This window comes from Burkholderia sp. Bp8994, assembly GCF_003853805.1.
In the GTDB taxonomy this organism is placed as follows: domain Bacteria; phylum Pseudomonadota; class Gammaproteobacteria; order Burkholderiales; family Burkholderiaceae; genus Burkholderia.
This window is the reverse complement of sequence record NZ_QTQH01000007.1, coordinates 23777-47619: the sequence shown is the minus strand read 5'-3', so window position 1 is coordinate 47619 and position 23843 is coordinate 23777. Positions and strand designations below refer to the sequence as shown.

Here is a 23843-nt window from a genome sequence, read left to right as displayed (position 1 = left end):
ATTCGACTCAGAGGGAAAACGGGGACCAAAAATGCACGCGATCACGCTCGATGCCACCGACTGCCGGATTCTGGCGGTCCTGCAGGAAGAGGGCAGAATCAGCAATCTCGATCTGGCGGAACGCATCTCGCTTTCGCCATCCGCCTGTCTGCGCCGGATGCGCCTGCTCGAGGAGCAGGGCGTGATCGAGCACTATCGCGCGTGCCTGAGCCGCGAGAAGCTCGGCTTCGAGCTCGAGGCGTTCGTGCAGGTGTCGATGCGCAACGAAGAGAATCAATGGCACGAGCGCTTCGCGGAGGCGCTGCGCGAATGGCCGGAGGTGGTCGGCGCGTTCGTCGTGACGGGCGAGAGCCACTACCTGCTGCGCGTGCTCGCGCACAACCTCAAGCACTATTCGGATTTCGTGCTGAACCGGCTCTACAAGGCGCCGGGCGTGATGGACATCCGTTCGAACATCGTGCTGCAGACGCTGAAGGACGAAGCGGGCGCGCCGGTCGGGCTGGCGCGCATGGGGGCGATCAAAGCGGTGTGAGGCCGTGGAAGCCGCCGCCGTGGAACACGAGCGGCGGAGCGGCATCCGACACGGCACGCACGCCGCAGCGTTCCACTTCGCCGACGAAGATCACATGGTCGCCTTCGTCGTAGCGGCTGCGGTTGTGGCATTCGAACCACGCGAGCGCACCGTCGAGCACCGGCATGCCCGAGTTGCCGGCCGCGTGCGCGATCCCTTCGAAGCGGTCGCCCTTGTAGGTCGAGAAGCGCTTGCACAGGTCGAGCTGCGACGCCGCGAGCACGTTCACCACGTAATGGCTGTTGCTGCGGAACACCGGCGTCGACGCCGATTTGTGCGCGAGGCTCCACAGCACGAGCGGCGGATCGAGCGACACCGAGTTGAACGAACTCGCGGTGATGCCGATCAACTGCCCGGACGGCGCACGCGTCGTGATGACCGTGACGCCGGTCGCGAACTGGCCGAGCGCCTGGCGAAAGGCGGCCGAGTCGAAATCGGGCGGGGTGGCATGCTTCATCGGGCGGCCATCCGGATCGAAACGGACAGGCGCGGCGCGCGGCGGGTGCGGGAGGCGCGGCGGACGAAAGGCGGCAAGGCCAGGGCGGTCGGTCGGGAAGTGGTGCGCATGGCGCGATTTTAGCGGAATCGCGACCGCCGGGCCCGTGCGGACGGTGCATTGCGGGGCCAGCGTGAGGTAGCGAACACAGTCGCGCGGCGCCGCGATCGGGCCCGCCGAGGCGTTTCTGGCGTGTTTTATCGCGCGCGGTCGGTGGCCCGCCCATGCGGCAGGCCATCCGCCACGCCCTGCATCACGCGCGACCGCCGCGGCAGCCATCGCGCGTGCGCTACCGCGCCGCCGCCAGCCCGAGCGACAGCGCACCCGTCAGGATCAGGCTCGACGCCCACACCGCATCGAGGTTGAACCAGCTCCGCGCGACGAACTTCAGCCCGAGATAGCGGTACACGAGCCACGCGAGCACGCCGCCCGTGCCGATCATCGCGGCCGCGTGCACGGCCGCGACGACGAGCGCCATCCCGAGATGCGCGTCGACGAGCGTGGCCGCCGCGCGATCGCCGGCGTCCGTGTCGAGCCCGCAAAGCCCCAGATAGATCGGCACCAGCATCAGCCCGGCGCCGTGCGCGAGCGCGACCGCGAACGACCACAGCCCGAGCCGCGCGGGCGGAATCCGCGCGAGCGCACGCGGGTGACGCCGCCGGATCAGCAGCACCGCGCCGAAGCCGATCACGAGCGCGCTCGCGCCGATCCGGATCGCCGACTGCCATGCAAGCAGCGCGGCGAGCAGCCCGAACGGCAGCATCACCATGAATACCGCGAGCGCATGGCCGAGCGCGAGATAGCCGAGCGCCGCGACGAGCGCGCCGTCGCGGCGCGTCATCAACGCGTTCGACACCGCGAGCGGCCAGCCCATCGCCGGATTGAGCCCGTGATAGACGCCGCTCGCGAGCACGGCCGCCCACAGCGCGAGCGGCGCGGAGAGGCCGGCGCTCAACGCTTGACCGACGGATAGCAGAACGAGTCGGTCGAGCAGTCGCCGCCTTCCAGCCGGATCTGGTGCGCGCGATAGCCGTCGGGGAACTCGACCCAGTAGTCGTCGGCGAGCGTCAGCCCGCCGTCCGGCCCCGCATGCGCGAGCACCTGCGCGGCCGGCACGCCGTCCGGATAGAACTGGTCGTCCCACGTCGAGTAGAGCGAGTTGGTCCAGTACACGCGCCGGCCGTCGCGGCTGATTTCCACCATCTGCGGGCCGCCGGCGAACGCGCGGCCGTTCGAGTGCGGCGCGCGGCGCACGATCCCGCCGATGCGCACCGACCCGGCGAGCACCGGGTGACGCGGATCCGACACGTCGTACTGACGCATCTCGCCCGTGCCCCAGCACGATACGTACAGGAAACGGTCGTCGAGCGACAGGTCGATGTCGGTCACGAGCGGCGGCACCGCGCCGAATCCCTGGAGCAGCGGCGGCAGTTCGTCGGCGGCGGCCGGCTCGGGCGGAATCGTCGCGGTCTTCTCCACATGGAACTGGCCGTCCTCGCGCCACCAGGTCCAGATCGATCCTTCGAGATTGGTCGTGTCGACCACGACGCCGACGAACCCGTATTCGCGCACCGGATCGTGCGCGGGCCGCACTTCGAGCGCCATCTGGTGCTGCGCGCCGAGATCGATCGTCTGCACGTTGCGCCGCGCGCGCAGGTCCCAGAAATGCAGCCGGTGGCCGTAGCGGTTCGCGAGCAGGTCTTCCGGCACGATGCCGTTCTCGAATTGCGGCGGCAGCGCCCATTCGCTCGACACCATGTAGTCGCGCGGCAGGTTCCACCAGAAGTCGTAATGCTTGTCCTGCGGGCCGCGGTCGATTTCCCAGCGGCCGAGCACGTCGAAGGTCTCGCAGTCCATGATGAAGATGCCGGGCGCGCCGTCGGTGCCGTCCGGGCCCGCGCCGCCGAGCGTGCTCACGTAGATGCCCTCGGGGCCGCAATGAACCGTATGCGGCCGCGAATAGCCGGTCTTCGCGAACACCTCGCCGGGCTCGATGATCTTGTGGATACGCGCCTGCGTCGGGTGCGGCTTCGTGTCGATCACGTAGATCCGCGACGAGCGCAGGCCCGGGATGATCAGGAAGCGGCGCTCGAGAAACGCGTGACCGGTCAGCGGCGACAGCGACGACGAGCACGCATTCCAGCCGAAGTGGTGGAATTCGTCGCCGGTGTTCGGCATCGTCACCGTGTGCACGATCTTGCCGTAGGTCGCCGAGCCGGGTTTCACGTCGATCACGGCGAGCGCGTCGGGCCTGGAAAAATCGGGGCTCAGCAACAACGTATAGGCAAATTCCTCCGCCGGCGCCTGCATCGCAAGTTCCGGCGAAGCGTGAAAGGTCGGGTCAGGCCGCATGCTCATCGTGGTGCCTCTCTCGGTTGTATCGGATCACGGGCGCACGGCCGTTCACTGCGGGCGTGCGGGTCGAACAGGTTGCGTGACGGGAATGCACAGGCGGTGGCGCGCGATTGCAGGACGCGCGGTGCGGTGCATCAGGTCGGGAAAGCGGGGAAACGCGGCGCGCCGGATCGTCGCGCAGGCGGCGCAACGGGCGTACGGTGACGCGAGGGTGCGGTGAAGGCGACGGCGCGCGGGGCACCGGCGGCCGGGCCCGTCATGCGGGCGATTTCTGCTGAGGCGTGCATATCGATGTTCCGGCAGATGTTGTTGGCATCAGGGCGGGCATGCATCGGACGCTGCGTGCAGCCGGACGGTGTGCCGTCGCGGCGAAGCGTGCCTAAGTGTAGTCGAGAAACGCGCAGCCGGTGGCGCGCGGCGCGCATGCGGTTCTGCCGGATTCGCGCGCGAGTGAGATACTTGAACGCTGCCGCTGCGCGCCGGGCAACCGGGCAGCGACGATAAGGACCGGCGGCGCCGGCGCGTGCCTGCGTGCCGGCCGCCGTCTTCAACGAGGTACTGATTTCATGGTGAACGAGATGCTTGAAACCGCGACTGTGGGCGGCGGGTGCTTCTGGTGCACGGAGGCCGTGTTTCTCGACGTCGACGGCGTGACGGCCGTCCAGTCGGGCTATGCGGGCGGCCATACGCGCAATCCCGGCTATCGCGACGTCTGCGACGGCGACACCGGTCACGCCGAGGTCGTGAACGTGACGTTCGATCCGGCGCGCATCGGTTATCGCGAGATCCTCGAGATCTTCTTCGCGACGCACGATCCGACCCAGCTGAACCGGCAGGGCAACGACGTCGGCACGCAATACCGGTCGGTCGTGTTCACGCATTCCGACGCGCAGCGCGACGTCGCGCTCGACGTGATCCGCGAACTGGAGCGCGAGCAGGTGTTCGGGCAGCCGATCGTCACGCAGGTCGTGCCGCTCGACGGCAACTACTGGCCGGCCGAGGACTATCATCAGAACTATTACGCACGCAATCCGGGGCAGGGCTACTGCTCGGTCGTGATCGGGCCGAAGCTCGCGAAATTCCGCCAGAAGTTCTCGCACCGGCTGAAGTCGCAGCGCGGCGCGTAATCGGCGCGTCAGCCGCAAGCGGCGCGGGCACCCGCGCCGCGACCCCTACGCCGCCTCGCTGCGCCAGTGCGCGCACGCGGCGGCGATCTCGCGCGCGAGCGCGAGGCACGACAGCGGCGCGGAGCCTTCCGCCTTGTTGTTGATCGTGATGATCACCGGCTGTCCGGCCAGCGCGTAGCGCGCGGCCAGCTCGGCGAGCGCCGCGCGCGTGGCCGGGTCCTCGTCGACGAGCTTGTCGAACGGCTCGTACTTCGCTTTCGCCTGTTCGTACTTGAAGCCGCCGTGCAGGCTCCAGCGCACGATCAGCGGGCCCGGCGCATCGCCGTCGAGCAGCGCGAGCGCGGCCGCCTGGCGCAGCGGGTCGGGCATCCGCGCGTGCAGGCCGACGCAGTAGCGCACGCCGAGCGCCGCGAGCGCGCGGATGAAGCGCGGCGTGAGCAGGCTCGCGTCGCGGATCTCGATCGCGTAGCGCGTGCCGTCGGCGTCCGGCGGCAGCGGCGGCAATGCCGCGAAGAATGCCGACAGCCGGTCGATCAGCGCGGCCGGCTCGGCGAGCAGTTGATCGGGCATCGGCGAGAACTGGAACACCAGCACGCCGGCCTTCCGGCCGAGCCCTTCGAGGCACGGCTGCACGAATTCCCGGGTCGCGAGCTGCGCGTCGAGGAAGGTCGGGTTCGGGCCCGACGGCTCGCCGCGCCTGCCGCGCACGACCGCATCGGTGACGGACGCCGGCGCCTTCACGACGAAGCGGAAGTCGTCCGGCACCTGTTGCGCGTAGCGCAGATAATCGGCCACCGACAGCGGCCCGTAGAACGAGCGGTCGAGGCTCACGCTCTTCAGCAGCGGATGCGCGCCGTACGCCTCGAGCCCTTCGCGCGACAGCTTCGTCTGCGCGAAATCGCCGTCGTAGACGATGCCGTCCCAGCCGGGGAAATACCACGACGACGTGCCGAGCCGCACATTGGGCGGCAGCGCGGCCGCGGCGGCGGCGACTTCCGCGGAAACCGGGGCGGGCGGCACGCCGCGCCGGCGCCGGCTTTTCTTCGGCGGCGCGGCCGGTGGAGACGGTTCGTCCCACAGCAGGCCGGAGGCAGGGGGCGGTTCCGCCGGTTCCTGGTCGGCGGAAGGACGGGGCGATGCACGGCCGGCGCGCGCAGGCGACTTTGCCGGCCGCGCAGTGTCGTGTTCGTCCGGCGTCACGCGTGCGCCGGCACCTGCAGCGCTGTCGCCATCCGCGGGCGCGGCCGCGCGCGCGTCGTCGGGCGCCGCGCCGCCGAACAGGTCGAACTGCCCGTCGGCGTGCGATCCGTCCGGTTCGTCGCGCTGCTGTCGTTGCGGCGGCGTGTTGCGCCGCGTCCTGCCGTCACCCATGCATGCCCAGCGTGAAGTGCCGCCTAGCGCGGCAGCGAGTGTTCGTACATGTAGCGCCGCGACCACGGCAGCGTTTTCGCGCTGCGTCCGGCCTTGCGGCACACGATCTGGAAGATCGACACGTCGTCGTGTTCGAACGCATACGCGCAACCGGCGAGGTACACGCGCCAGATGCGGAATTTCTCGTCGTCGACGAGCGCGCGCGCCTGGTCCGCCTTCGCCTCGAAGTTCTCGGTCCAGATGTCGAGCGTGCGCGCATAGTGCCGCCGCAGGCTTTCGACGTCAATCGCCTCGAGCCCGCCGCGCTGCGCCGCTTCGAGCGCGAGGCTGATGTGCGGCAGCTCGCCGTCCGGGAACACGTAGCGGTCGATGAATTCGCCGCCGCCGAGCGCCGTTTCGCCGCTTTCCGCGTCGGTCGACGTGATCCCGTGGTTCATCGCGATGCCGTCGTCGGTCAGCAGGTCGTGCACGCGTGAGAAATAGAGCGGCAGGTTCTTGCGGCCGACGTGCTCGAACATCCCGACGCTCGTGATGCGGTCGAACTGCCCGTCGATCTCGCGGTAGTCCTGCAGGCGGATCTCGATCTTGTCCTCGAGCCCGGCGGCCTTCACGCGCGCGGTCGCGAGATCGAACTGGTTCTGCGACAGCGTCACGCCCAGGCACGTCGCGCCGAACTTCTGCGCGGCGCGCAGCACGAGCGCGCCCCAGCCGCAGCCGATGTCGAGCAGGCGCTGGCCGGGCTCCAGCTGGATCTTGGTCAGGATGTGGTCGATCTTCTTGATCTGCGCGGTCGCGAGATCCTCGTCGCCGTTCTCGAAGTACGCGCACGAGTACACCATGTTCTCGTCGAGCCACAGCTGGTAGAACTCGTTCGAGACGTCGTAGTGATACTGGATCGCCTTCCGGTCGGTGTTCTTCGTGTGATTGAAGTAGCGCTTCACGCGCGCGAGCTTGCTCGCGCTGGTGACCGTGCTGCGCGCGAGCGAATAGCTGATGTTGATGATGTCCGACAGCCGGCCTTCGATGTCGATCTTGCCCTTCACGTACGCCTCGCCGAGATTGTCGAGGCTCGGTTCGAGCAAGAGCGGCAGCGCCGACGCGCTGTTGACCTTCAGCGTGACCTGCGGTGCGCTGAAGGTGCCGAAATCGAGTTGATCGCCGTTCCACAGCACGAGGCGCGCCGGTATGTTCGCTTTCGCCCGTACTTCGTCCGCCCACTGTGCCAGCTTCTTTTCCCAGAACATTTGGATTCTCCGTTTGTTCGTTGGATCGAATACAGCCAAGTATCTTGACCGGCGCCCGCCTCCTGCGAGGCGGGCGCCCGGATGCAACACGAGACACGACCGGCAAGCGGCACCGCGGCCGCGGTTCGGCTTACGGCGACAGGCGCGAGATCGTCCAGCCCGACGCCGCAGCGGCGTCGCGCGTATAGAGCAGGCGGTCGTGCAGCCGCGACGGGCGGCCCTGCCAGAACTCGATCGCGTCGGGCACGACGCGATAGCCGCCCCAGTGCGGCGGGCGCGGCGGGTTCTCGCCGTAGCGTTCGGCCACGTCCTTCTCGCGCGCTTCGAGCGTCGCGCGGCTGTCGATCACGGCGCTCTGCTCGGACGCCCACGCACCGATGCGCGAGCCGAGCGGGCGCGACGCGAAATAGCGGTCGCTTTCGTCGGCGCTGGTCTTTTCGATCCGGCCCTCGATGCGCACCTGGCGCTCGAGTTCGATCCAGTAGAACAGCAGTGCCGCGTACGGATGGGCGGCGAGGTCGCGCCCCTTGCGGCTTCCGTAATTGGTAAAGAAGACGAACCCGCGTTCGTCGACAGCCTTGATGAGCACGATGCGTGCCGACGGCCGGCCGTCGTCGCCGACGGTGGCGAGCGTCATCGTGTTGGGCTCGGGGAGCTTGGCGGCGAGCGCCTCCTTGAACCAGCGATCGAACTGGGCGAAGGGGTCGGGGGCGGCATCGGCTTCGTCGAGCGAAGCACGCGAATAGTTGATGCGGAGATCGGCGAGAGTCGTCATGTTATGCGAACGCTTCAATCTGGGGCCAGTATAGCTAACGCGCGAGAATCGTGCGTGCACAGTGGCGCGTGCCGGCGGGGAGTTCAGGCAAAATAGAGGGCTGCTCGACTTACGTTTTCCTTGCTGCCATGTCCGCTGCCGACACCGCCCCGCTCAGTTCCTCTGATCTTACCCCGACCCCGACAATCCAGCTTGACGTGGATCGCGAGCGCCGCTTCGGCGGCATCGCGCGGCTGTACGGCGCCCCGGCGCTCGCCGCGTTCGAGGGCGCGCACGTGGCCGTGATCGGCATCGGCGGCGTCGGGTCGTGGACGGCCGAGGCGCTCGCGCGCAGCGCGATCGGCACGCTGACGCTGATCGATCTCGACAACGTCGCCGAAAGCAATACGAACCGGCAGATCCACGCGCTCGACGGCAATTACGGCAAGCCGAAGGTCGACGCGATGGCCGAGCGGATCGCGCTGATCGATCCCGCGTGCCGCGTGAACCGGATCGAGGATTTCGCGGAACCCGACAACTTCGACGCGCTGCTCGGCGGCGGCTTCGACTACGTGATCGACGCGATCGACAGCGTGCGCACGAAGGTCGCGCTGATCGCGTGGTGCGTCGCGAAAGGGCAGCCGCTCGTCACGGTCGGCGGCGCAGGCGGGCAGCTCGACCCGACGCGCATCCGCATCGACGATCTCGCGCTGACGATCCAGGATCCGCTGCTCTCGAAGGTGCGTGCGCAGCTGCGCAAGCAGCACGGCTTTCCGCGCGGGCCGAAGGCGCGCTTCAAGGTCAGCGCCGTGTATTCGGACGAGCCGCTGATCTATCCGGAAGCGGCCGCGTGCGACATCGAGGATGGCGCGGAACCGTCCACCGCCGCGCATGTCGCGGGGCTCAACTGCGCGGGGTTCGGTTCGAGCGTGTGCGTGACCGCGAGCTTCGGTTTCGCGGCCGCCGCGCATGCGTTGCGGGCGATCGCGGCGCGGGCCGCGGGTTGATCGGGGCGTCGAGCGACGCGCCAGGGAATGTTGCGGCGCGGCGGACCCGCCGCGCGCGACGAGGCGAGTCGGCCAGGCCATCGCGGCCCGGCCGTTCGTTCGTCAGTTGAGCGCCATGCTCAGCTTGCGCCGCCACGCGGCGACGAGTTCCGGGCGATCGCCCGCTAGCTCGAACACCGAGATCATCGTACGGCGGCCGAGGTCGTCGCCATACGCGCGGTCGCGCAGCACGATTTCGAGCAACTGCTCGAGCGCGCCTTCGTACGCGCGGCGCGCGATCAGGCTCTGCGCGAGGTCGAAGCGTGCGTCGAGATCGGCGGGGTTCGCCGCGATGCGCGCCTCGAGCGCGTCGGTCGGCGGCAGGTCGGCCGTCGCGTCGAGCGCATCGAAACGGGTCTTGATCGCCTGGTAGCGCGGATCGGTGCCCTGCACGGTCTGCGGCGACAGGCGTTCGGCCTCGGCGCGTGCGGCGTCCACCTGGTTGTTCGCGAGCAGCAGTTCGATCAGGTCGAGCCGCGCGTCGTCGAAGCCGGGGTTCAGCGCGAGCGCCGCTTCGAGGTGGGTGATCGCATCGTCGTAGCGCGATTCGGCGATCGCGTATTGTGCGGCGCGGCGCTCGGCTTCGTCGGGCGCGGGCAGCAGCCGGTCGAGGAACGCACGCAACTGGCCTTCCGGCAGCACGCCGATGAACTGGTCGACCGGGCGCCCGTCGGCGAACGCGATCACGTGCGGGATGCTGCGCGTCTGGAAGTGCGCGGCGAGCTCCTGGTTCTCGTCCACGTTCACCTTCACGAGCTTCCAGCGGCCTTCGTAGTCGGCTTCGAGCTTTTCGAGCAGCGGACCGAGCGTCTTGCAGGGGCCGCACCACGGCGCCCAGAAGTCGACCAGCACGGGCGTGTCCAGCGACGCCTCGATGACGTCTTTCTCGAAAGTGGCAAGCGTGGTGTCCATGTCGTTCTCTTCGGTTCGAATGTCGTCAGGATGGGGGCGGCGCGCCCCTTTTTCAACGCGGCTTCGACTCGGGCAGCGGAATCCACTCGGTTTCGCCGGGCACCTTGCCCATTTCCTGGTTCGTCCACGCCCGTTTCGCGCGCTCGATCGCGTCGCGGCTGCTGGCGACGAAGTTCCATTCGATGAAGCGCTCGCCGTCGATCTTGTCGCCGCCCAGCAGCATCGCGCGCGCGCCGTTGCCGCTCGCGAGCGTGACGGTGGCGCCCGGTGCGAGCACGGCCATCTGCTCGGCCGGCACCGGCGTGCCGTCGATCGACAGGTCACCGTCGACCACGTAGACCGCGCGTTCCTCGTGCGACGCGTCGAGTTCGAGGCGGCCGCCGGCCGCGAATTCGGCGGCGACGTACAGCGTGCGCGAGAACGTCGTGACGGGCGAGCGCAGGCCGAACGCGTCGCCGGCGATCACCGTCAGCGACACGCCGTTCTCGTCGCGCTTGGGCAGCGTGTCGGCCGCATGGTGCTCGAACGACGGCTCGGTGGTCTCGTGGGCAACCGGCAGCGCGACCCAGGTCTGGATCCCGTGCACCGTGTGGCCGCTCGCGCGCTGCGCGTCGGGCGTGCGCTCCGAGTGGACGATGCCGCGGCCGGCCGTCATCCAGTTCACGTCGCCCGGCACGATCTCCTGCAGCGAGCCGAGGCTGTCGCGGTGCAGGATCGCGCCGTCGAACAGGTAGGTGACGGTGGCGAGCCCGATATGCGGATGCGGGCGCACGTCGAGCCCGGTGCCGGCCGGCAGCGTCGCGGGCCCCATGTGATCGAAGAAGATGAACGGGCCGACGAGGCGTGCGGCGAGCGCGGGCAGCGTGCGGCGCACCTGCAGGTTGCCGATGTCGCGGATGTGCGGCTTCAGCAGGGCTTTGATCGGATCGGTCATGGCGGGCCTCGTGGGGAACGGCAGGAATGCCGGTCATTGTACTGGCGGCACGGCGGCCACGCGTGCAACGGGCAGCCGGATGTCCGCCGCGCGATGCGGCCGCGGGGCAGGCACGCGTCGTGCGGCGCGGCCACGGCGCCGTGCCTGGCGCCGATTCCATGTGCACCGCGCGGGTATCGGGTCGCGCGGCGAAATTCGGTAGACTGAGCGGCGTTCAGGAAACCATCCGACAAAATCGAGGAGACGCCGATGATGGCCCCGAAGGACTTGCTGCTCGCGCTGGTCGTGATCCTGGCGTGGGGCGTGAACTTCGTCGTGATCAAGGTCGGCCTGCACGGCATGCCGCCGATGCTGCTCGGCGCGCTGCGCTTCACGCTCGCCGCGGTGCCCGCGGTGTTCTTCGTGCGCCGGCCGCAGATTCCGTGGCGCATGCTGATCCTGTATGGCGCGACGATCCAGCTCGGCCAGTTCGTGCTCCTGTTTACCGGCATGTACGTCGGCATGCCGGCCGGCCTCGCGTCGCTCGTGTTGCAGTCGCAGGCATTCTTCACGCTGGTGTTCGCGATGCTGTTCCTCGGCGAGCGGCTGCGCGTGCAGAGCCTGGTCGGGCTCGCGGTCGCCGCGGCCGGACTCGTCGTGATCGCTGCGCAGGGCGGCCGCGCGATGACGCTCGCGGGCTTCCTGCTGACCCTCTGCTCGGCCGCGATGTGGGCGTTCGGCAATATCGTCACGAAGAAGCTGGGCAAGGCCAACCTGGTGTCGCTCGTCGTGTGGGCGAGCCTCGTGCCGCCGGTGCCGTTCTTCCTGCTGTCGCTGTGGTTCGAGGGGCCGCAGCGGATCGAGGCCGCGCTGCTCGGGCTGAACGGCGCGTCGATCTTCGCGGTCGTCTATCTCGCGTTCGTCGCGACGCTGCTCGGCTACGGCTTGTGGAGCCGCCTGATGTCGCGTTATCCGGCCGCCCAGGTCGCGCAGTTCTCGCTGCTGGTGCCGATCGTCGGGCTCGCGTCGTCGGCGCTGCTGCTCGACGAGCATCTGACGGACGCGCAGCTGATCGGCGCCGCGCTCGTGATGGGCGGGCTCGCGGTGAACGTGTTCGGCGGGAAGCTCGCGCGCCGCTTCGCGGCGTTGTGACGCGCCGGCACGCAGCGCGTGCCGGCGGCGGGGCAGGGTGGCCGGTCAGGCCATCCGGCTCTTCGCGAGCGGCGGATTCGCGGCGAAGTAACGCTTGATGCCGCGGAAGATCGCGTCGGCCATCTGGTCGCGGTAGCTGTCGTCGTTCAGCCGGCTTTCCTCTTCCGGATTGCTGATGAACGCCGTCTCGACGAGGATCGACGGAATGTCGGGCGCCTTCAGCACCGCGAACCCGGCCTGCTCGACCGAGCCCTTGTGCAGCTTGTTGATGCCGCCGACTTCCTTCAGCACGTAGTTGCCGTAGCGCAGCGAATCGCGGATCTGCGCGGTCGTCGACATGTCGAACAGCGCGCGGCTGACTGCCGCGTCCTGGGTCTTGATGTTGATGCCGCCGATCAGGTCGGACGAGTTCTCCTTGTTCGCGAGCCAGCGCGCCGCGGCGCTCGACGCGCCGTGGTCGGACAGCGCGAACACCGACGAGCCGCGCGCGGACGGCGTCGTGAACGCATCGGCGTGGATCGACACGAACAGGTCCGCGCCGACGCGGCGCGCCTTCTGCACGCGCACGTTCAGCGGCACGAAGAAGTCGGCGTCGCGCGTCATCATCGCGCGCATGTTCGGCGCGCCGTCGATCTTCGCGCGCAGCTTCTTCGCGATGTCGAGCGCGACGTGTTTCTCGTACGTGCCGCCGCCGCCGATCGCGCCCGGATCCTCGCCGCCGTGGCCCGGGTCGATCGCGACCGTCAGCAGGCGCACGGTGCCGCCCTTGCCGGATTTCGGCGCGGTGAACTTGTAGGTGTCGCCGTCGTCCTCGCTGTCGTCGCGGCGCGCGATGACGGGCGGCGGCTTGACGGCCGGCTTCGCGGGCGTGGCAGGCGAAGACGGCGTCGCGGCGGCCGGCGGCGTGCGCGGCGCGGCCGGCGTGTTCTGCGCGAAGCGCTGGAAGAACGCGTCGCTGTTGTCGTTGCCCGCGACGGGCGGCGTCGCCGGCCCGTTCAGCGCGCCCGGCGGCTGCACCTGCTGCGCGCGCGCGGTGTCGTTGAGCGCCTGTTCCTTGCGTTCCGTCTGCGCGATCAGGTCGGTCAGCGGATCGGGCGCGACGGCCGGATACAGGTCGAACACGAGCCGGTACTTGTAGGTGCCGACCGGCGGCAGCGTGAACACCTGCGGCTTCACCGAGCCTTTCAGGTCGAACACCATCCGCACCACGTGCGGCTGATACTGGCCGACGCGCACCGACTGGATCTGCGGATCGTTCGGCGCGATCTTCGACACGAGGTCGCGCAGCGCCTGGTCGAGGTCGAGCCCGTTCAGGTCGACGACGAGCCGGTCGGGACCCTGCAGCAGCTGTTGGCTATTCTGCAGCGGCTGGTCGGATTCGATCGTGACGCGCGTGTAATCGCGCGCGGGCCATACACGCACGCCGAGCACCGACGACGCGTGCGCGAGCCGCGGCGCGACGAGGCCGAGCACCAGCGTCGACGCGCCCGCGCACAGGATCTGGCGCCGCCGCCAGTTGTGCGTGGCGGTGGCCGCCGATTCGATCGAGCGGAACGGTTTGATCAACATCTTTCGAGACATGCCTTTCCTGAAGCGCTGTACGCACGGACGGTGAGGGCGCGGCCGTCGCCATCCACGTCGAGCGAGAAAACCAGATCGGGCACGCCGAGCAGGGGGCCCGCCTGCTGCGGCCATTCGACGAGGCAGATCGCGCTGGAATTGAAATACTCGCGAAAGCCTGCATCGGACCATTCGGCCGGATCGTTGAATCGATACAGATCGAAGTGATAGACCTCAAGTTCCCCGTCGTCGCGCGCGAACGCGTACGGTTCGACGAGCGTGTAGGTCGGGCTGCGCACGCGCCCCGGGTGGCCGAGGCCGCGCAGGATCGCGCGCACGAGGGTCGTCTTGCCCGCGCCGAGGTCGCCGATCAGCTGGATCTGCAGCCCGTTGAACGCGTGTGCATGGGCGAGTTCGCTGCGCGCCGCGTCGAGCGCGTGCGCGAAGCGGGTGCCGAAGGCCTCGGTCGCCGCTTCGTCGGCGAGTGCGATCACGCGCTCCGCGAGCGGGGCGGGCAGCGTGTCGGCATGAGGCGTATGGGACGTGGCTGGCATTCTCGTAAAATAGTGCGATGAACCGATTACCGGAACTCGCCGCATCCGACAGGCCTTCGACTCGTGCCGAAGGCGCGGCGCCGTGCGCGCTCGATGATGCGACGTTGGCTGCGCTCGCCGCGCGCATCAGGGCGTGGGGGCGCGAATTGGGTTTCGGGGCGATAGGCATCAGCGATACCGATCTCTCGGATGCCGAAGCAGGCCTCGCCGCCTGGCTGGAAGCCGGGTACCACGGCGAAATGGATTATATGGCGAAACACGGGATGAAACGCGCGCGGCCGGCCGAACTTGTGGCCGGTACGCGACGCGTGATTTCCGCGCGGCTCGCCTATCTGCCGGCCGAAACGCTCGCCGCCGACCCACCCGATGCGTCATCCGGCGCGCTCGCGCCGCACGACTGGCGCGCACGCGAGCGCGCGCGTCTCGACGATCCGCAGGCGGCCGTCGTGTCGATCTACGCACGCGGCCGCGACTATCACAAGGTGCTGCGCAACCGGCTGCAGACGCTCGCGGAGCGCATCGAGCGCGAGATCGGCGCATTCGGCTACCGCGTGTTCACCGATTCGGCGCCGGTGCTCGAGGTCGAGCTCGCGCAGAAGGCCGGGGTCGGCTGGCGCGGCAAGCACACGCTGTTGCTGCAGCGCGACGCGGGTTCGCTGTTCTTCCTCGGCGAAATCTACGTCGACGTGCCGCTGCCGACCGACGCGCAAACGGCGCCCGAGCGCGCGCCCGAGACGCCCGGCGCGCACTGCGGCAGCTGCACGCGCTGCATCGGCGCGTGCCCGACGGGCGCGATCGTCGAACCGTATCGCGTCGACGCGCGCCGCTGCATCTCGTACCTGACGATCGAACTGAAAGGCAGCATTCCGGAGCCGCTGCGGCCGATGATCGGCAACCGCGTGTACGGTTGCGACGACTGCCAGCTCGTGTGTCCGTGGAACAAGTTCGCGCAGGCCGCGCCCGTCGCCGATTTCGACGTGCGGCACGGGCTCGACCGCGCGACGCTCGTCGAGCTGTTCGCGTGGGACGCCGACGCGTTCGACACGCGGATGCAGGGCAGCGCGATCCGGCGCATCGGTTACGAAAGCTGGCTGCGCAATCTCGCGGTCGGGCTCGGCAATGCGTTGCGCGCGCCGGCCGATCGGCTCGCACCCGAAGCGCGCACCGCGATCGTCGCCGCGTTGCGCGCGCGGGCCGACGATCCGTCGCCGGTCGTGCGCGAGCATGTCGAATGGGCGCTGCGTGCCGCATGAAGGCGGCGTAAAGTGTCGTCGGCGCGCGGCGGCGCCGCGTGTTTCACCGGTCAGGAGAAGTTCATGTTCAACGCAGTCATCGACGCGCCGTTCGGCAAGGTCGGCATCCGCACCGATGCCGCGGTGGTGCGCGAGATCGTCTATCTACCCGAGTCGGTCAAGTCGGTCGATCCGGATTCGCCGCTCGCGAAGCGCGCGGTCGAGCAGATCGAACGTTATTTCGAGCGTGCGTCGGCGCGCTTCGACCTGCCGCTCGCCGACGTCGGCAGTGCATTCCAGCACCGCGTGTGGAACGTGATCAGCGACATTCCGCCGGGCACGGTGCTGACCTACGGGCAGGTCGCGAAGCGGATCGGCAGCGCGCCGCGCGCGGTCGGCCAGGCGTGTGGCGCGAACTATTTCCCGCTCGTGATCCCGTGTCATCGTGTCGTCGCGGCCGGCGGCCTCGGCGGTTTCGCGAATCACGACGACAATGGCTATTACCAGAAAGTGAAGCGCTGGCTGCTGGCGCATGAAGGCGTGCCGTACTGATGAGCGAACCGTTGCTTTCCCCCGATTCCGATTCCGCATCCGACGCCAGCGATGCCGCGGCCGCCGCATCGCCCGCGCTGCTCGCGAGCCGCGCGTCGATCGACGTGTTCTGCGATGCGCTGTGGCTCGAGCATGGGCTCGCGCGAAACACGCTCGATGCGTACCGGCGCGACCTGGCGCTGTTTTCGCAATGGCTGGCCGCGACGCACGACACGTCGCTCGACTCGGCCGACGAAGCGATGTTGACGGGCTACATCGCCGCGCGCAGCGACGGCAAGGCGACGTCGTCGAACCGGCGGCTGTCGGTGTTCCGGCGCTATTACGGCTGGGCCGTGCGCGAGCGTCACGCGAGCGCGGACCCGACGCTGCGGATCACGTCGGCGAAGCAGGCCGCGCGGTTTCCGTCGACGCTGTCCGAGGCGCAGGTCGAAGCGCTGCTCGGCGCGCCCGACATCGGCACGCCGCTCGGCCTGCGCGATCGCACGATGCTCGAGCTGATGTATGCGAGCGGGCTGCGCGTGAGCGAGCTCGTGACGCTGAAGACCGTCGAGGTCGGGCTCAACGAGGGTGTCGTGCGTGTGATGGGCAAGGGTTCGAAGGAGCGGCTCGTGCCGTTCGGCGAAGTCGCGCACGGCTGGATCGAACGCTATCTGCGCGACGCGCGGCCCGCGTTGCTCGGCGCGCGCGCGGCCGACGCGCTGTTCGTGACCGCGCGCGGCGACGGGATGACGCGCCAGCAGTTCTGGAACATCATCAAGCGCCACGCGCAGCAGGCCGACGTGCGCGCGCACCTGTCGCCGCATACGCTGCGCCACGCGTTCGCGACGCACCTGCTGAACCACGGCGCCGACCTGCGGGTCGTGCAGCTGCTGCTCGGCCACAGCGACATCTCGACCACGCAGATCTACACGCACGTCGCGCGCGAGCGGCTGAAGACGCTGCACGCGCAACACCACCCGCGCGGCTAGCGCGGCGCGCGCCGGCCCACGCGCGGGATGCGGCCGGCGCCGCACGTCACGCAAGTTCGCGCAGCTTGTGCTTCAGCACCTTGCCCGTCGATGCGGCGGGCAGCGCATCGAGCACGCGGATGTGCGCAGGGCGCTTGTACGGCGCGAGCCGTTGCGCGCACCACGCCTGCAGCGCGGCCTCGGTCGCGGCCGCGCCCGGCACCAGCTCGACGAACGCGAGCACTTCCTCGTTGCCCTCGACCGCACGGCCGACGACGGCCGCCTGCACGACGTCCGGGTGCGCGTTCAGCACCTGTTCGACCTCGACCGGATACACGTTGAAGCCCGAGCGGATGATCAGCTCCTTGCTGCGGCCCGCGATCGTCACCGAGCCGTCCGCTGCCTGGCGCGCGAGATCGCCGGTGCTGAGCCAGCCGTCCGGCGACACGGCCGCGCGCGTCGCGTCCGCGTTGCGGTAGTAGCCGAGCATCACGTTCGGCCCGCGCACGCGGATTTCGCCTACTTCGCCCGGCGGCACGTCGGTGCCGTCCGGTGCGACGATCCGCATCTCGACGCCCGGGATCGGCACGCCGACCGAGCAGTCGGTACGCGGCGCGTCGAGCGGCGTCTGCGTGATCGTCGGGCTGCTCTCGGTCATGCCGTAGCCGTTGTGCAGCGGCACGCCGTACACGCGCTCGACGCGCGCCTTCAGGTCGGCGTCGAGCGGCGAGCCGCCCGAATACGCGAAGCGCAGCCGCGGCGCATGCCATGCGTGCGCGTGCGTGTGCAGGTGCTCGAGCAGTTTCGCGTGCATCGCGGGCACGCCCTGGAAGATCGTCACGCCTTCGTCGGCGAGCGCGACGCGCACGGCCTCGGGCGCGAAGCGCGGCGCGAGCCGCAGCGTCGCCCCCGCGTACAGGCTGCCGAGGCAGACCGATGCGAGCCCGTACACGTGCGACACGGGCAGCACCGTATAGACGACGTCGTCGGGCGACACGCCGCGCAGCGCGCTCGACGTCGCCGCGATGAACAGCAGGTTGCGGTGCGACAGCATCACGCCTTTCGGCGTACCCGTCGTGCCGGTCGTGTAGATCAGCGCCGCGCACTGCGCGGCGCCGTCGGGTGACACCGGCTCGTCGGGCGCGCTCGCGTCGACGCGGTACGACCACGTGCCGATGTCGACCGGCAGCGCGTCGGCGGGCGTCGCGCCGTGGCGCGCCGCGTGCGTGCGCGCATCGGGCGATGCTTCCGTCGCGAACGCGATCAGCTTCGGCCGCGCGTGCGCGGCGATCGCATCGAGCTCGCCGGCCGACAGCCGCGCGTTCGACACGAGCGCCCAAGCGTCGACGCGCGCGGCTGCGAACAGCAGCACGATCTGCGCGACGCTGTTTTCCGCGACGATCATCACGCGATCGCCGCCGCGCACGCCGAGGCGCGCGAGCCGCTCGGCGGCCGCATCGACGGCCCGCGACAGCTCGCCGTACGACAGGCGGCGCGCGTCCTCGATCAGCGCCGGGTGCGCGGGCGCTTGCGCGGCCCAGCGGGCGGGCACGTCGGCGATGCGGCCGGGCAGCGCGGCGAGCAGTGCCGCGACGTCGAGCGGCGCGGATGAGCGGACAGGCGAGGACATGGCGTCTCCAGAAGAAGGCCGTGCAGTGGCGCGGCGAGTTTTGCGAGCGATCGTGCCATGGCGGCGGGCGCGCCACAATCGGTCAATCGGGCAATAGCACTTCGCGATGTCCGCAATGATGCCGGTGTGGTGTGGTGTGGTGTGGTGTGGTGCGGTGCGGTGCGGTGCGGCGCGGCGCGGATCGGCTCGACGCGGCTGCGGCTGCGCTCGCCCGGGACAAAAGGGCCGCGAGTATACCGCCGGCGCCCGGTACGCTGTCGCGAAGGCGAAGGCGAAGGCGAAGGCGAAGGCGAAGGCGAAGGCGAAGGCGAAGGCGAAGGCGAAGGCGAAGGCGAAGGCGTGATGCGCTCGTGCGCAATGGCGGGCGATGCATGCGATGGCCGCAACGCCGCCCGCCCGCCGGTCGTTCGCCATTAAAATGCCGCCATGAGCAAATCCAGACACGTGTCCGAGACACCCGCGACCCAGCTGCTGCGCCGCCACGGCGTCGCGTTCGGCGAGCATCCGTACGATTACGTCGAGCACGGCGGCACCGGCGAGTCGGCGCGCCAGCTCGGCGTCGACGAGCATAGCGTCGTGAAGACGCTCGTGATGGAGGACGAGCACGCGAAGCCGCTGATCGTGCTGATGCACGGCGACCGCACGGTGTCGACCAAGAACCTCGCGCGGCAGATCGGCGCGAAGCGCGTCGAGCCGTGCAAGCCCGACGTCGCGAACCGCCATTCCGGCTATCTGGTCGGCGGCACGTCGCCGTTCGGCACGCGCAAGACGATGCCCGTGTACGTCGAGTCGACCATCCTCGAATTGCCGACGATCTACCTGAACGGCGGCCGCCGCGGCTACCTCGTCAGCCTCGCGCCGGCGGTACTCACGACGCTGCTCGGCGCGACGCCCGTGCAGTGCGCGAGCGTCGACTGAGGGTTTCACCTTCGTGGCAGGCCGCGCTCGTTCGGTAGAATGGGCGCCGTTTCGGCCGGTCGGCCCGCACGGCCGGCTGCCGCGGCCTGCCGGCGGTTCGCCGCGGCGGCGCCTGCCCCGACGGGCCGGCCCGCCGCGCCCGGCCGTCCCTTTACCGATACGTTGAAAGAAGAGTTTTCCGCATGCAGATCCTGCTCGCCGCACTTGTTGCCTACCTGATCGGTTCGGTGTCGTTTGCCGTCGTCGTCAGCGCCGCGATGGGCCTGGCCGATCCCCGTTCGTACGGGTCGAAGAATCCCGGCGCGACCAACGTGCTGCGCAGCGGCAACAAGAAGGCCGCGATCCTGACGCTCGTCGGCGACGCGTTCAAGGGTTGGTTCGCCGTCTGGCTCGCGCGGCACTTCGGGTTGTCCGACGTCGCCGTCGCGTGGGTCGCGATCGCCGTGTTCCTCGGCCACCTCTATCCGGTGTTCTTCCGCTTCCAGGGCGGCAAGGGCGTCGCGACAGCGGCCGGCGTGCTGCTCGCCGTGCACCCGGTGCTCGGCCTCGCGACCGCGCTGACCTGGCTGATCGTCGCGTTCTTCTTCCGTTACTCGTCGCTCGCGGCGCTGGTGGCGGCCGTGTTCGCACCGGTGTTCGACGTGTTCCTGTTCGGCACCGGCCACAACCCGGTCGCGTGGGCCGTGCTCGCGATGAGCGTGCTGCTCGTGTGGCGTCACCGCGGCAATATCTCGAAGCTGCTGGCGGGGCAGGAAAGCCGGATCGGCGACAAGAAGAAGGCGGCATCCGACGGCGGCGCGCAGGACGGCGGGAAGGCCTGATGAAGGGGATTGCCGCCGCCCGCCGGGGCGCCCCGCATGCGGGGCCCGGCGGCGCGGCGTGACTGTTCGACGGCGTGGTCGACGGCGCGCTTGACGGCGCGGCCGACCGCGTCGATCAGTCGCGGAAGTTGTTGAAGTCGAGCGGGGTGTCGGTCACGTCCTTGCGCAGCATCGCGATCACGCTCTGCAGGTCGTCGCGCTTCGTGCCGGCCACGCGCACCGCGTCGCCCTGGATGCTCGCCTGCACCTTGATCTTGCTGTCTTTCACGAGCCTGACGATCTTCTTCGCGAGGTCGCCCGTCACGCCCTTCTTCACGGTGACGACCTGCTTGACCTTGTCGCCGCCGATCTTCTCGACCTTGCCGTAGTCGAGGAAGCGCACGTCGACGTTGCGCTTCGCGAGCTTGTTGATCAGCACGTCCTTGACCTGGCCGAGCTTGAAATCGTCGTCGGCGAACAGCGTCAGCTCGCGCTCCTTCTGCTCGACGCGCGCGTCGGAGCCCTTGAAGTCGAAGCGCGTCGAGATTTCCTTGTTCGACTGCTCGATGGCGTTCTTCACTTCGATCATGTTCGCTTCGGAAACGACGTCGAACGATGGCATGGCATTCTCCCTTGAGATGCGGGCGCCCGGCTCGCGCGCGGGCACTCGCTATAATTGCGGACTGTTTGCCATTTTACCGATGCCCCTCCGTTTGCCCAAGGCCGGCCGTATGCCCGCCCGGCGGACGTGACCGCGAATGCCGATGCCTCCTGACGATTCCGCCCTGTCGCTGCTCCCCGACCATCCGCTCGCCGCGCATAACACGTTCGGCATTGCCGCGAAGGCGCGCTTTGCCGCGCGCGTCACGCATGCGGCGCAGTTCGAGGCGCTGCACCGCGACCCGCGCGTCGCATCGCTGCCGCAGCTCGTGCTCGGCGGCGGCAGCAACGTCGTGTTCACGCGCGATTTCGACGGCGTCGTGCTGCTCGACGAGATCGCCGGCCGTCGCGTCGTGCGCGAGGACGACGACGCATGGTACGTCGAGGCCGGCGGCGGCGAGACCTGGCACGCGTTCGTCGCGTGGACGCTCGAGCACGGGATGCCGGGCCTCGAGAACCTTGCACTGATTCCGGGCACCGTCGGCGCCGCGCCGATCCAGAACATCGGCGCATACGGCCTCGAGATGAAGACCTATTTCGACTCGCTGGTCGCCGTCGAGCTCGCGACGGGGCGCAGCGAGCGCTTCGACGCCGCGCGCTGCGGGTTCGGCTATCGCGACAGCTTCTTCAAGCGGGAAGGGCGCGGCCGCTTCGCAATCGTCGCCGTGACGTTCCGGCTGCCCAAGCGCTGGACGCCGCGGCTCGGCTACGCGGACGTCACGCGCGAGCTCGACGCACGCGGCATCGCGCCGGACGCCGCGACCCCGCGCGACGTGTTCGACGCCGTTGTCGCGATTCGCCGCGCGAAGCTGCCCGATCCGCTCGTGCTCGGCAACGCGGGCAGTTTCTTCAAGAATCCGGTGATCGACGTCGCGCAGTTCGACGCGCTGCGCGCGCGCGCACCCGAAGTCGTGTCGTATCCGCAGCCGGACGGGCAGGTGAAGCTCGCGGCCGGCTGGCTGATCGACCGCTGCGGCTGGAAAGGGCGCGCGCTCGGCGCGGCGGCCGTGCACGACCGGCAGGCGCTCGTGCTGGTCAATCGCGGCGGCGCGACGGGCGCCGACGTGCTCGCGCTGGCGCGCGCGATCCAGGACGACGTGCGCGAGCGCTTCGGCGTCGAGCTCGAACCCGAGCCCGTGTGCCTGTAACGCGGTGTTGCGCCGCGCGGTTCATTCGCGTTCGTCCGACCCAACAAAAAAGCGCCGATCGACGACGATCGGCGCTTTTTTCCGCATGTCGCGCGGATGGCGGCATGCGCGCGTAATGCGCACGTAATGCGCGCGGCGGTCAGTGCTTGAGGCGGCCGAGCAGCAGGAACTCCATCAGCGCCTTCTGCACGTGCAGGCGGTTTTCCGCCTCGTCCCACACGACGCTCTGCGGGCCGTCGATCACGCCGGCTGTCACTTCCTCGCCGCGGTGCGCGGGCAGGCAGTGCATGAAGAGCGCGTCGGGATTCGCGTGCCCCATCATTTCCTCGTCGACGCACCAGTCGGCAAACGCCTGCTTGCGCGCTTCGTTCTCGGCTTCGAAGCCCATGCTCGTCCACACGTCGGTCGTCACGAGATCGGCGCCCTTGCACGCTTCGTTCGGATCGTCGAACACCTCGTAGAACGGCGCGCTGTCCGGCGCCACCAGCTTCATGTCGAGCGCATAGCCCGGCGGCGTCGACAGGCGCAGCTTGAAGCCGAGGATCTGCGCGGCTTCGATCCACGTGTACAGCATGTTGTTCGCATCGCCGACCCACGCGACCGTCTTGCCGGCGATCGGGCCGCGGTGCTCGTAGTACGTGAAGATGTCGGCGAGCACCTGGCACGGGTGGTATTCGTTGGTCAGGCCGTTGATCACCGGCACGCGGGAGTTTTCCGCGAAGCGCGTGATCACGTCCTGCTCGAACGTGCGGATCATGATGATGTCGACCATCCGCGAGATGACCTGCGCGGAATCCTCGACCGGCTCGCCGCGGCCGAGCTGCGTGTCGCGCGTGCTCATGAAGACCGCGTGGCCGCCGAGCTGGAAGATGCCGGCTTCGAACGACAGGCGCGTGCGCGTCGAGCTCTTCTCGAAGATCATCGCGAGCGTGCGGTCGTGCAGCGGGTGATAGGTCTCGTAGTTCTTGAACTTGCGCTTCAGGATACCCGTGCGTTCGAGCACGTACTCGTAGTCTTCCAGCGAGAAATCCTTGAACTGCAGGTAGTGACGAATGGTTTTGGCGGTCATGAAACGAAATACGGCGGGTCTGAACCGGCCGCGCGGCCGGACGGCGCCGCCGTCGGGTGTGGATAACTCAAAGCAGCATAAAGGATTTTCTGTGCTTTGACGAGCCGCGACGAAAACCGGGTTGGGATCGTGGCGCACGCTGGAAGGCGCCGGAAGAGGGGCGGCGAGACGACGCGCGATGCCGCGCTGCGGTATAATCCAAAAGTTTTCTCCAGCCCGGCAGGCAAGCCTCTTCGCGCTCTGCCGGACACAAGCCATGCGCTGCACAAATCCGGTGCGGCGCGTCGGCGGCACGCCTCGACAGCCTGTTTTTTCGGGATATCGGAGCGCGAGTGCCGCTGTCCGCTCGAGCTTTGTGTTCGCGTATCCGGGCGCTGTCGCCTGGACATCGCCGGGCCGTCACTTGGGTAACCACATGGCTGAAACCCCTCCGACCGAATTCTTCATCCAGGGCATTACGAAAGACGGGAAAAAGTTTCGCCCGAGCGACTGGTCGGAGCGTCTGGCCGGCGTGATGGCCTGCTTCGGGCCCGGTGCGAGCGGGCCGAACGCGCGCCTGAAATATTCGCTGTACGTGCGCCCGACGATGCTCGGCGACCTCAAATGCGTGATCCTCGATTCCCGGCTGCGCGACGTCGAGCCGATGGCGTTCGATTTCGTGCTGAATTTCGCGAAGGACAACAACCTCGTCGTCACCGAGGCGTGCGAGCTGCCGGACTACCACGAGAAGAAGTGAGTTCGACGGGCGAGGGCGCGTGCCGCGCCCCTGCCTGGCGGTCGCCCGGCGCGATGCGCGGGCGACGCACAGCAAAAAAGCCCGCCTAGGCGGGCT

At 69.0% G+C, this 23843-nt stretch carries 25 protein-coding genes; 12 read left to right on the top strand and 13 right to left on the bottom strand.

Annotated elements, in window-relative coordinates; translation table 11 throughout:
• Nucleotides 1–31: 31 nt before the first annotated feature.
• Nucleotides 32–532, top strand: coding sequence for an Lrp/AsnC family transcriptional regulator (locus tag DIE04_RS08925; protein ID WP_044844460.1), 501 nt, complete (start codon nucleotides 32–34; stop codon nucleotides 530–532).
• On the opposite strand, the gene DIE04_RS08920 is transcribed toward DIE04_RS08925, so the two are convergent.
• The 3 genes from DIE04_RS08920 to DIE04_RS08910 form a co-directional block, all read right to left on the bottom strand.
• Nucleotides 519–1028 (bottom strand): flavin reductase family protein, encoded by a 510-nt coding sequence (locus tag DIE04_RS08920; protein ID WP_044844459.1) that lies wholly within the window; start codon nucleotides 1026–1028, stop codon nucleotides 519–521. The genes DIE04_RS08925 and DIE04_RS08920 overlap by 14 nt on opposite strands.
• Nucleotides 1029–1356: 328 nt before the next feature.
• On the bottom strand, nucleotides 1357–2022 hold the full coding sequence (locus DIE04_RS08915) for a hypothetical protein (protein WP_124522986.1): 666 nt from the start codon (nucleotides 2020–2022) through the stop codon (nucleotides 1357–1359).
• The gene (locus tag DIE04_RS08910; RefSeq protein WP_124486957.1) at nucleotides 2019–3425 is read right to left on the bottom strand and encodes a selenium-binding protein SBP56-related protein; all 1407 of its coding nucleotides are present in this window, start codon (nucleotides 3423–3425) and stop codon (nucleotides 2019–2021) included. Before DIE04_RS08910 ends, DIE04_RS08915 begins: the two co-directional genes overlap by 4 nt.
• A 563-nt stretch (nucleotides 3426–3988) precedes the next feature.
• On the opposite strand from DIE04_RS08910, the gene msrA reads away from it, so the two are divergent.
• On the top strand, nucleotides 3989–4549 hold the full coding sequence (gene msrA, locus DIE04_RS08905; RefSeq protein WP_044844456.1) for a peptide-methionine (S)-S-oxide reductase MsrA: 561 nt from the start codon (nucleotides 3989–3991) through the stop codon (nucleotides 4547–4549).
• A gap of 45 nt (nucleotides 4550–4594) precedes the next feature.
• Here msrA and DIE04_RS08900 read toward each other — a convergent pair whose 3' ends face one another.
• From DIE04_RS08900 to pdxH, 3 genes are all read right to left on the bottom strand, one after another.
• Nucleotides 4595–5920, bottom strand: coding sequence for a DUF72 domain-containing protein (locus DIE04_RS08900; RefSeq protein WP_124522987.1), 1326 nt, complete (start codon nucleotides 5918–5920; stop codon nucleotides 4595–4597).
• Between the two features lie 23 nt (nucleotides 5921–5943).
• Nucleotides 5944–7164: a cyclopropane-fatty-acyl-phospholipid synthase family protein gene (locus tag DIE04_RS08895; RefSeq protein ID WP_124522988.1), complete on the bottom strand. Its 1221-nt coding sequence runs from the start codon at nucleotides 7162–7164 to the stop codon at nucleotides 5944–5946.
• 130 nt (nucleotides 7165–7294) lie between these two features.
• Nucleotides 7295–7939: a pyridoxamine 5'-phosphate oxidase gene (gene pdxH, locus DIE04_RS08890; protein WP_124522989.1), complete on the bottom strand. Its 645-nt coding sequence runs from the start codon at nucleotides 7937–7939 to the stop codon at nucleotides 7295–7297.
• 128 nt (nucleotides 7940–8067) lie between these two features.
• On the opposite strand from pdxH, the gene tcdA reads away from it, so the two are divergent.
• Nucleotides 8068–8925, top strand: coding sequence for a tRNA cyclic N6-threonylcarbamoyladenosine(37) synthase TcdA (gene tcdA / locus DIE04_RS08885; protein WP_044848556.1), 858 nt, complete (start codon nucleotides 8068–8070; stop codon nucleotides 8923–8925).
• 102 nt (nucleotides 8926–9027) lie between these two features.
• On the opposite strand, the gene trxA is transcribed toward tcdA, so the two are convergent.
• Both trxA and DIE04_RS08875 read right to left on the bottom strand, forming a co-directional pair.
• Nucleotides 9028–9876: a thioredoxin gene (gene trxA / locus DIE04_RS08880; protein WP_044848557.1), complete on the bottom strand. Its 849-nt coding sequence runs from the start codon at nucleotides 9874–9876 to the stop codon at nucleotides 9028–9030.
• 52 nt (nucleotides 9877–9928) lie between these two features.
• Nucleotides 9929–10810: a pirin family protein gene (locus tag DIE04_RS08875; protein WP_044848558.1), complete on the bottom strand. Its 882-nt coding sequence runs from the start codon at nucleotides 10808–10810 to the stop codon at nucleotides 9929–9931.
• 252 nt (nucleotides 10811–11062) lie between these two features.
• Here DIE04_RS08875 and DIE04_RS08870 point away from each other — a divergent pair, with 252 nt between their 5' ends.
• Entirely contained in the window at nucleotides 11063–11941 is an 879-nt protein-coding gene (locus tag DIE04_RS08870) for an EamA family transporter (protein WP_185500337.1), read from the top strand.
• 45 nt (nucleotides 11942–11986) lie between these two features.
• Here DIE04_RS08870 and DIE04_RS08865 read toward each other — a convergent pair whose 3' ends face one another.
• Entirely contained in the window at nucleotides 11987–13522 is a 1536-nt protein-coding gene (locus DIE04_RS08865; RefSeq protein WP_124522990.1) for an N-acetylmuramoyl-L-alanine amidase, read from the bottom strand.
• Nucleotides 13504–14055, bottom strand: coding sequence for a tRNA (adenosine(37)-N6)-threonylcarbamoyltransferase complex ATPase subunit type 1 TsaE (tsaE, locus tag DIE04_RS08860; protein WP_044848561.1), 552 nt, complete (start codon nucleotides 14053–14055; stop codon nucleotides 13504–13506). The genes DIE04_RS08865 and tsaE overlap by 19 nt, the downstream gene beginning before the upstream one ends.
• A gap of 17 nt (nucleotides 14056–14072) precedes the next feature.
• On the opposite strand from tsaE, the gene queG reads away from it, so the two are divergent.
• The 3 genes from queG to xerD all read left to right on the top strand — a co-directional run bounded on the left by queG (nucleotide 14073) and on the right by xerD (nucleotide 16807).
• On the top strand, nucleotides 14073–15308 hold the full coding sequence (queG, locus tag DIE04_RS08855; RefSeq protein ID WP_124486963.1) for a tRNA epoxyqueuosine(34) reductase QueG: 1236 nt from the start codon (nucleotides 14073–14075) through the stop codon (nucleotides 15306–15308).
• Nucleotides 15309–15371: 63 nt separating this feature from the next.
• Nucleotides 15372–15839 (top strand): methylated-DNA--[protein]-cysteine S-methyltransferase, encoded by a 468-nt coding sequence (locus DIE04_RS08850; RefSeq protein WP_124486964.1) that lies wholly within the window; start codon nucleotides 15372–15374, stop codon nucleotides 15837–15839.
• Nucleotides 15839–16807, top strand: coding sequence for a site-specific tyrosine recombinase XerD (xerD, locus tag DIE04_RS08845; protein ID WP_185500332.1), 969 nt, complete (start codon nucleotides 15839–15841; stop codon nucleotides 16805–16807). The genes DIE04_RS08850 and xerD overlap by 1 nt, the downstream gene beginning before the upstream one ends.
• 46 nt (nucleotides 16808–16853) lie before the next feature.
• Here xerD and DIE04_RS08840 read toward each other — a convergent pair whose 3' ends face one another.
• Nucleotides 16854–18416, bottom strand: coding sequence for a class I adenylate-forming enzyme family protein (locus DIE04_RS08840; RefSeq protein WP_124522991.1), 1563 nt, complete (start codon nucleotides 18414–18416; stop codon nucleotides 16854–16856).
• 57 nt (nucleotides 18417–18473) lie between these two features.
• Here DIE04_RS08840 and DIE04_RS29710 point away from each other — a divergent pair, with 57 nt between their 5' ends.
• From DIE04_RS29710 to plsY, 3 genes are all read left to right on the top strand, one after another.
• Nucleotides 18474–18833 (top strand): hypothetical protein, encoded by a 360-nt coding sequence (locus DIE04_RS29710; protein WP_185500331.1) that lies wholly within the window; start codon nucleotides 18474–18476, stop codon nucleotides 18831–18833.
• A gap of 9 nt (nucleotides 18834–18842) precedes the next feature.
• Nucleotides 18843–19334 (top strand): Cys-tRNA(Pro) deacylase, encoded by a 492-nt coding sequence (gene ybaK, locus DIE04_RS08835; RefSeq protein ID WP_044848566.1) that lies wholly within the window; start codon nucleotides 18843–18845, stop codon nucleotides 19332–19334.
• A 182-nt stretch (nucleotides 19335–19516) separates the two neighbouring features.
• On the top strand, nucleotides 19517–20155 hold the full coding sequence (gene plsY / locus DIE04_RS08830) for a glycerol-3-phosphate 1-O-acyltransferase PlsY (protein ID WP_044848567.1): 639 nt from the start codon (nucleotides 19517–19519) through the stop codon (nucleotides 20153–20155).
• Between the two features lie 115 nt (nucleotides 20156–20270).
• On the opposite strand, the gene DIE04_RS08825 is transcribed toward plsY, so the two are convergent.
• The gene (locus DIE04_RS08825; RefSeq protein WP_014896235.1) at nucleotides 20271–20756 is read right to left on the bottom strand and encodes a YajQ family cyclic di-GMP-binding protein; all 486 of its coding nucleotides are present in this window, start codon (nucleotides 20754–20756) and stop codon (nucleotides 20271–20273) included.
• A 136-nt stretch (nucleotides 20757–20892) separates the two neighbouring features.
• On the opposite strand from DIE04_RS08825, the gene murB reads away from it, so the two are divergent.
• Nucleotides 20893–21942: a UDP-N-acetylmuramate dehydrogenase gene (gene murB / locus DIE04_RS08820; RefSeq protein WP_124486967.1), complete on the top strand. Its 1050-nt coding sequence runs from the start codon at nucleotides 20893–20895 to the stop codon at nucleotides 21940–21942.
• Nucleotides 21943–22081: 139 nt separating this feature from the next.
• Here murB and argF read toward each other — a convergent pair whose 3' ends face one another.
• Nucleotides 22082–23011, bottom strand: coding sequence for an ornithine carbamoyltransferase (argF, locus tag DIE04_RS08815; protein WP_124486968.1), 930 nt, complete (start codon nucleotides 23009–23011; stop codon nucleotides 22082–22084).
• Nucleotides 23012–23426: 415 nt separating this feature from the next.
• On the opposite strand from argF, the gene DIE04_RS08805 reads away from it, so the two are divergent.
• The gene (locus tag DIE04_RS08805; RefSeq protein ID WP_044848570.1) at nucleotides 23427–23747 is read left to right on the top strand and encodes a DUF3579 domain-containing protein; all 321 of its coding nucleotides are present in this window, start codon (nucleotides 23427–23429) and stop codon (nucleotides 23745–23747) included.
• Nucleotides 23748–23843 lie beyond the last annotated feature (96 nt).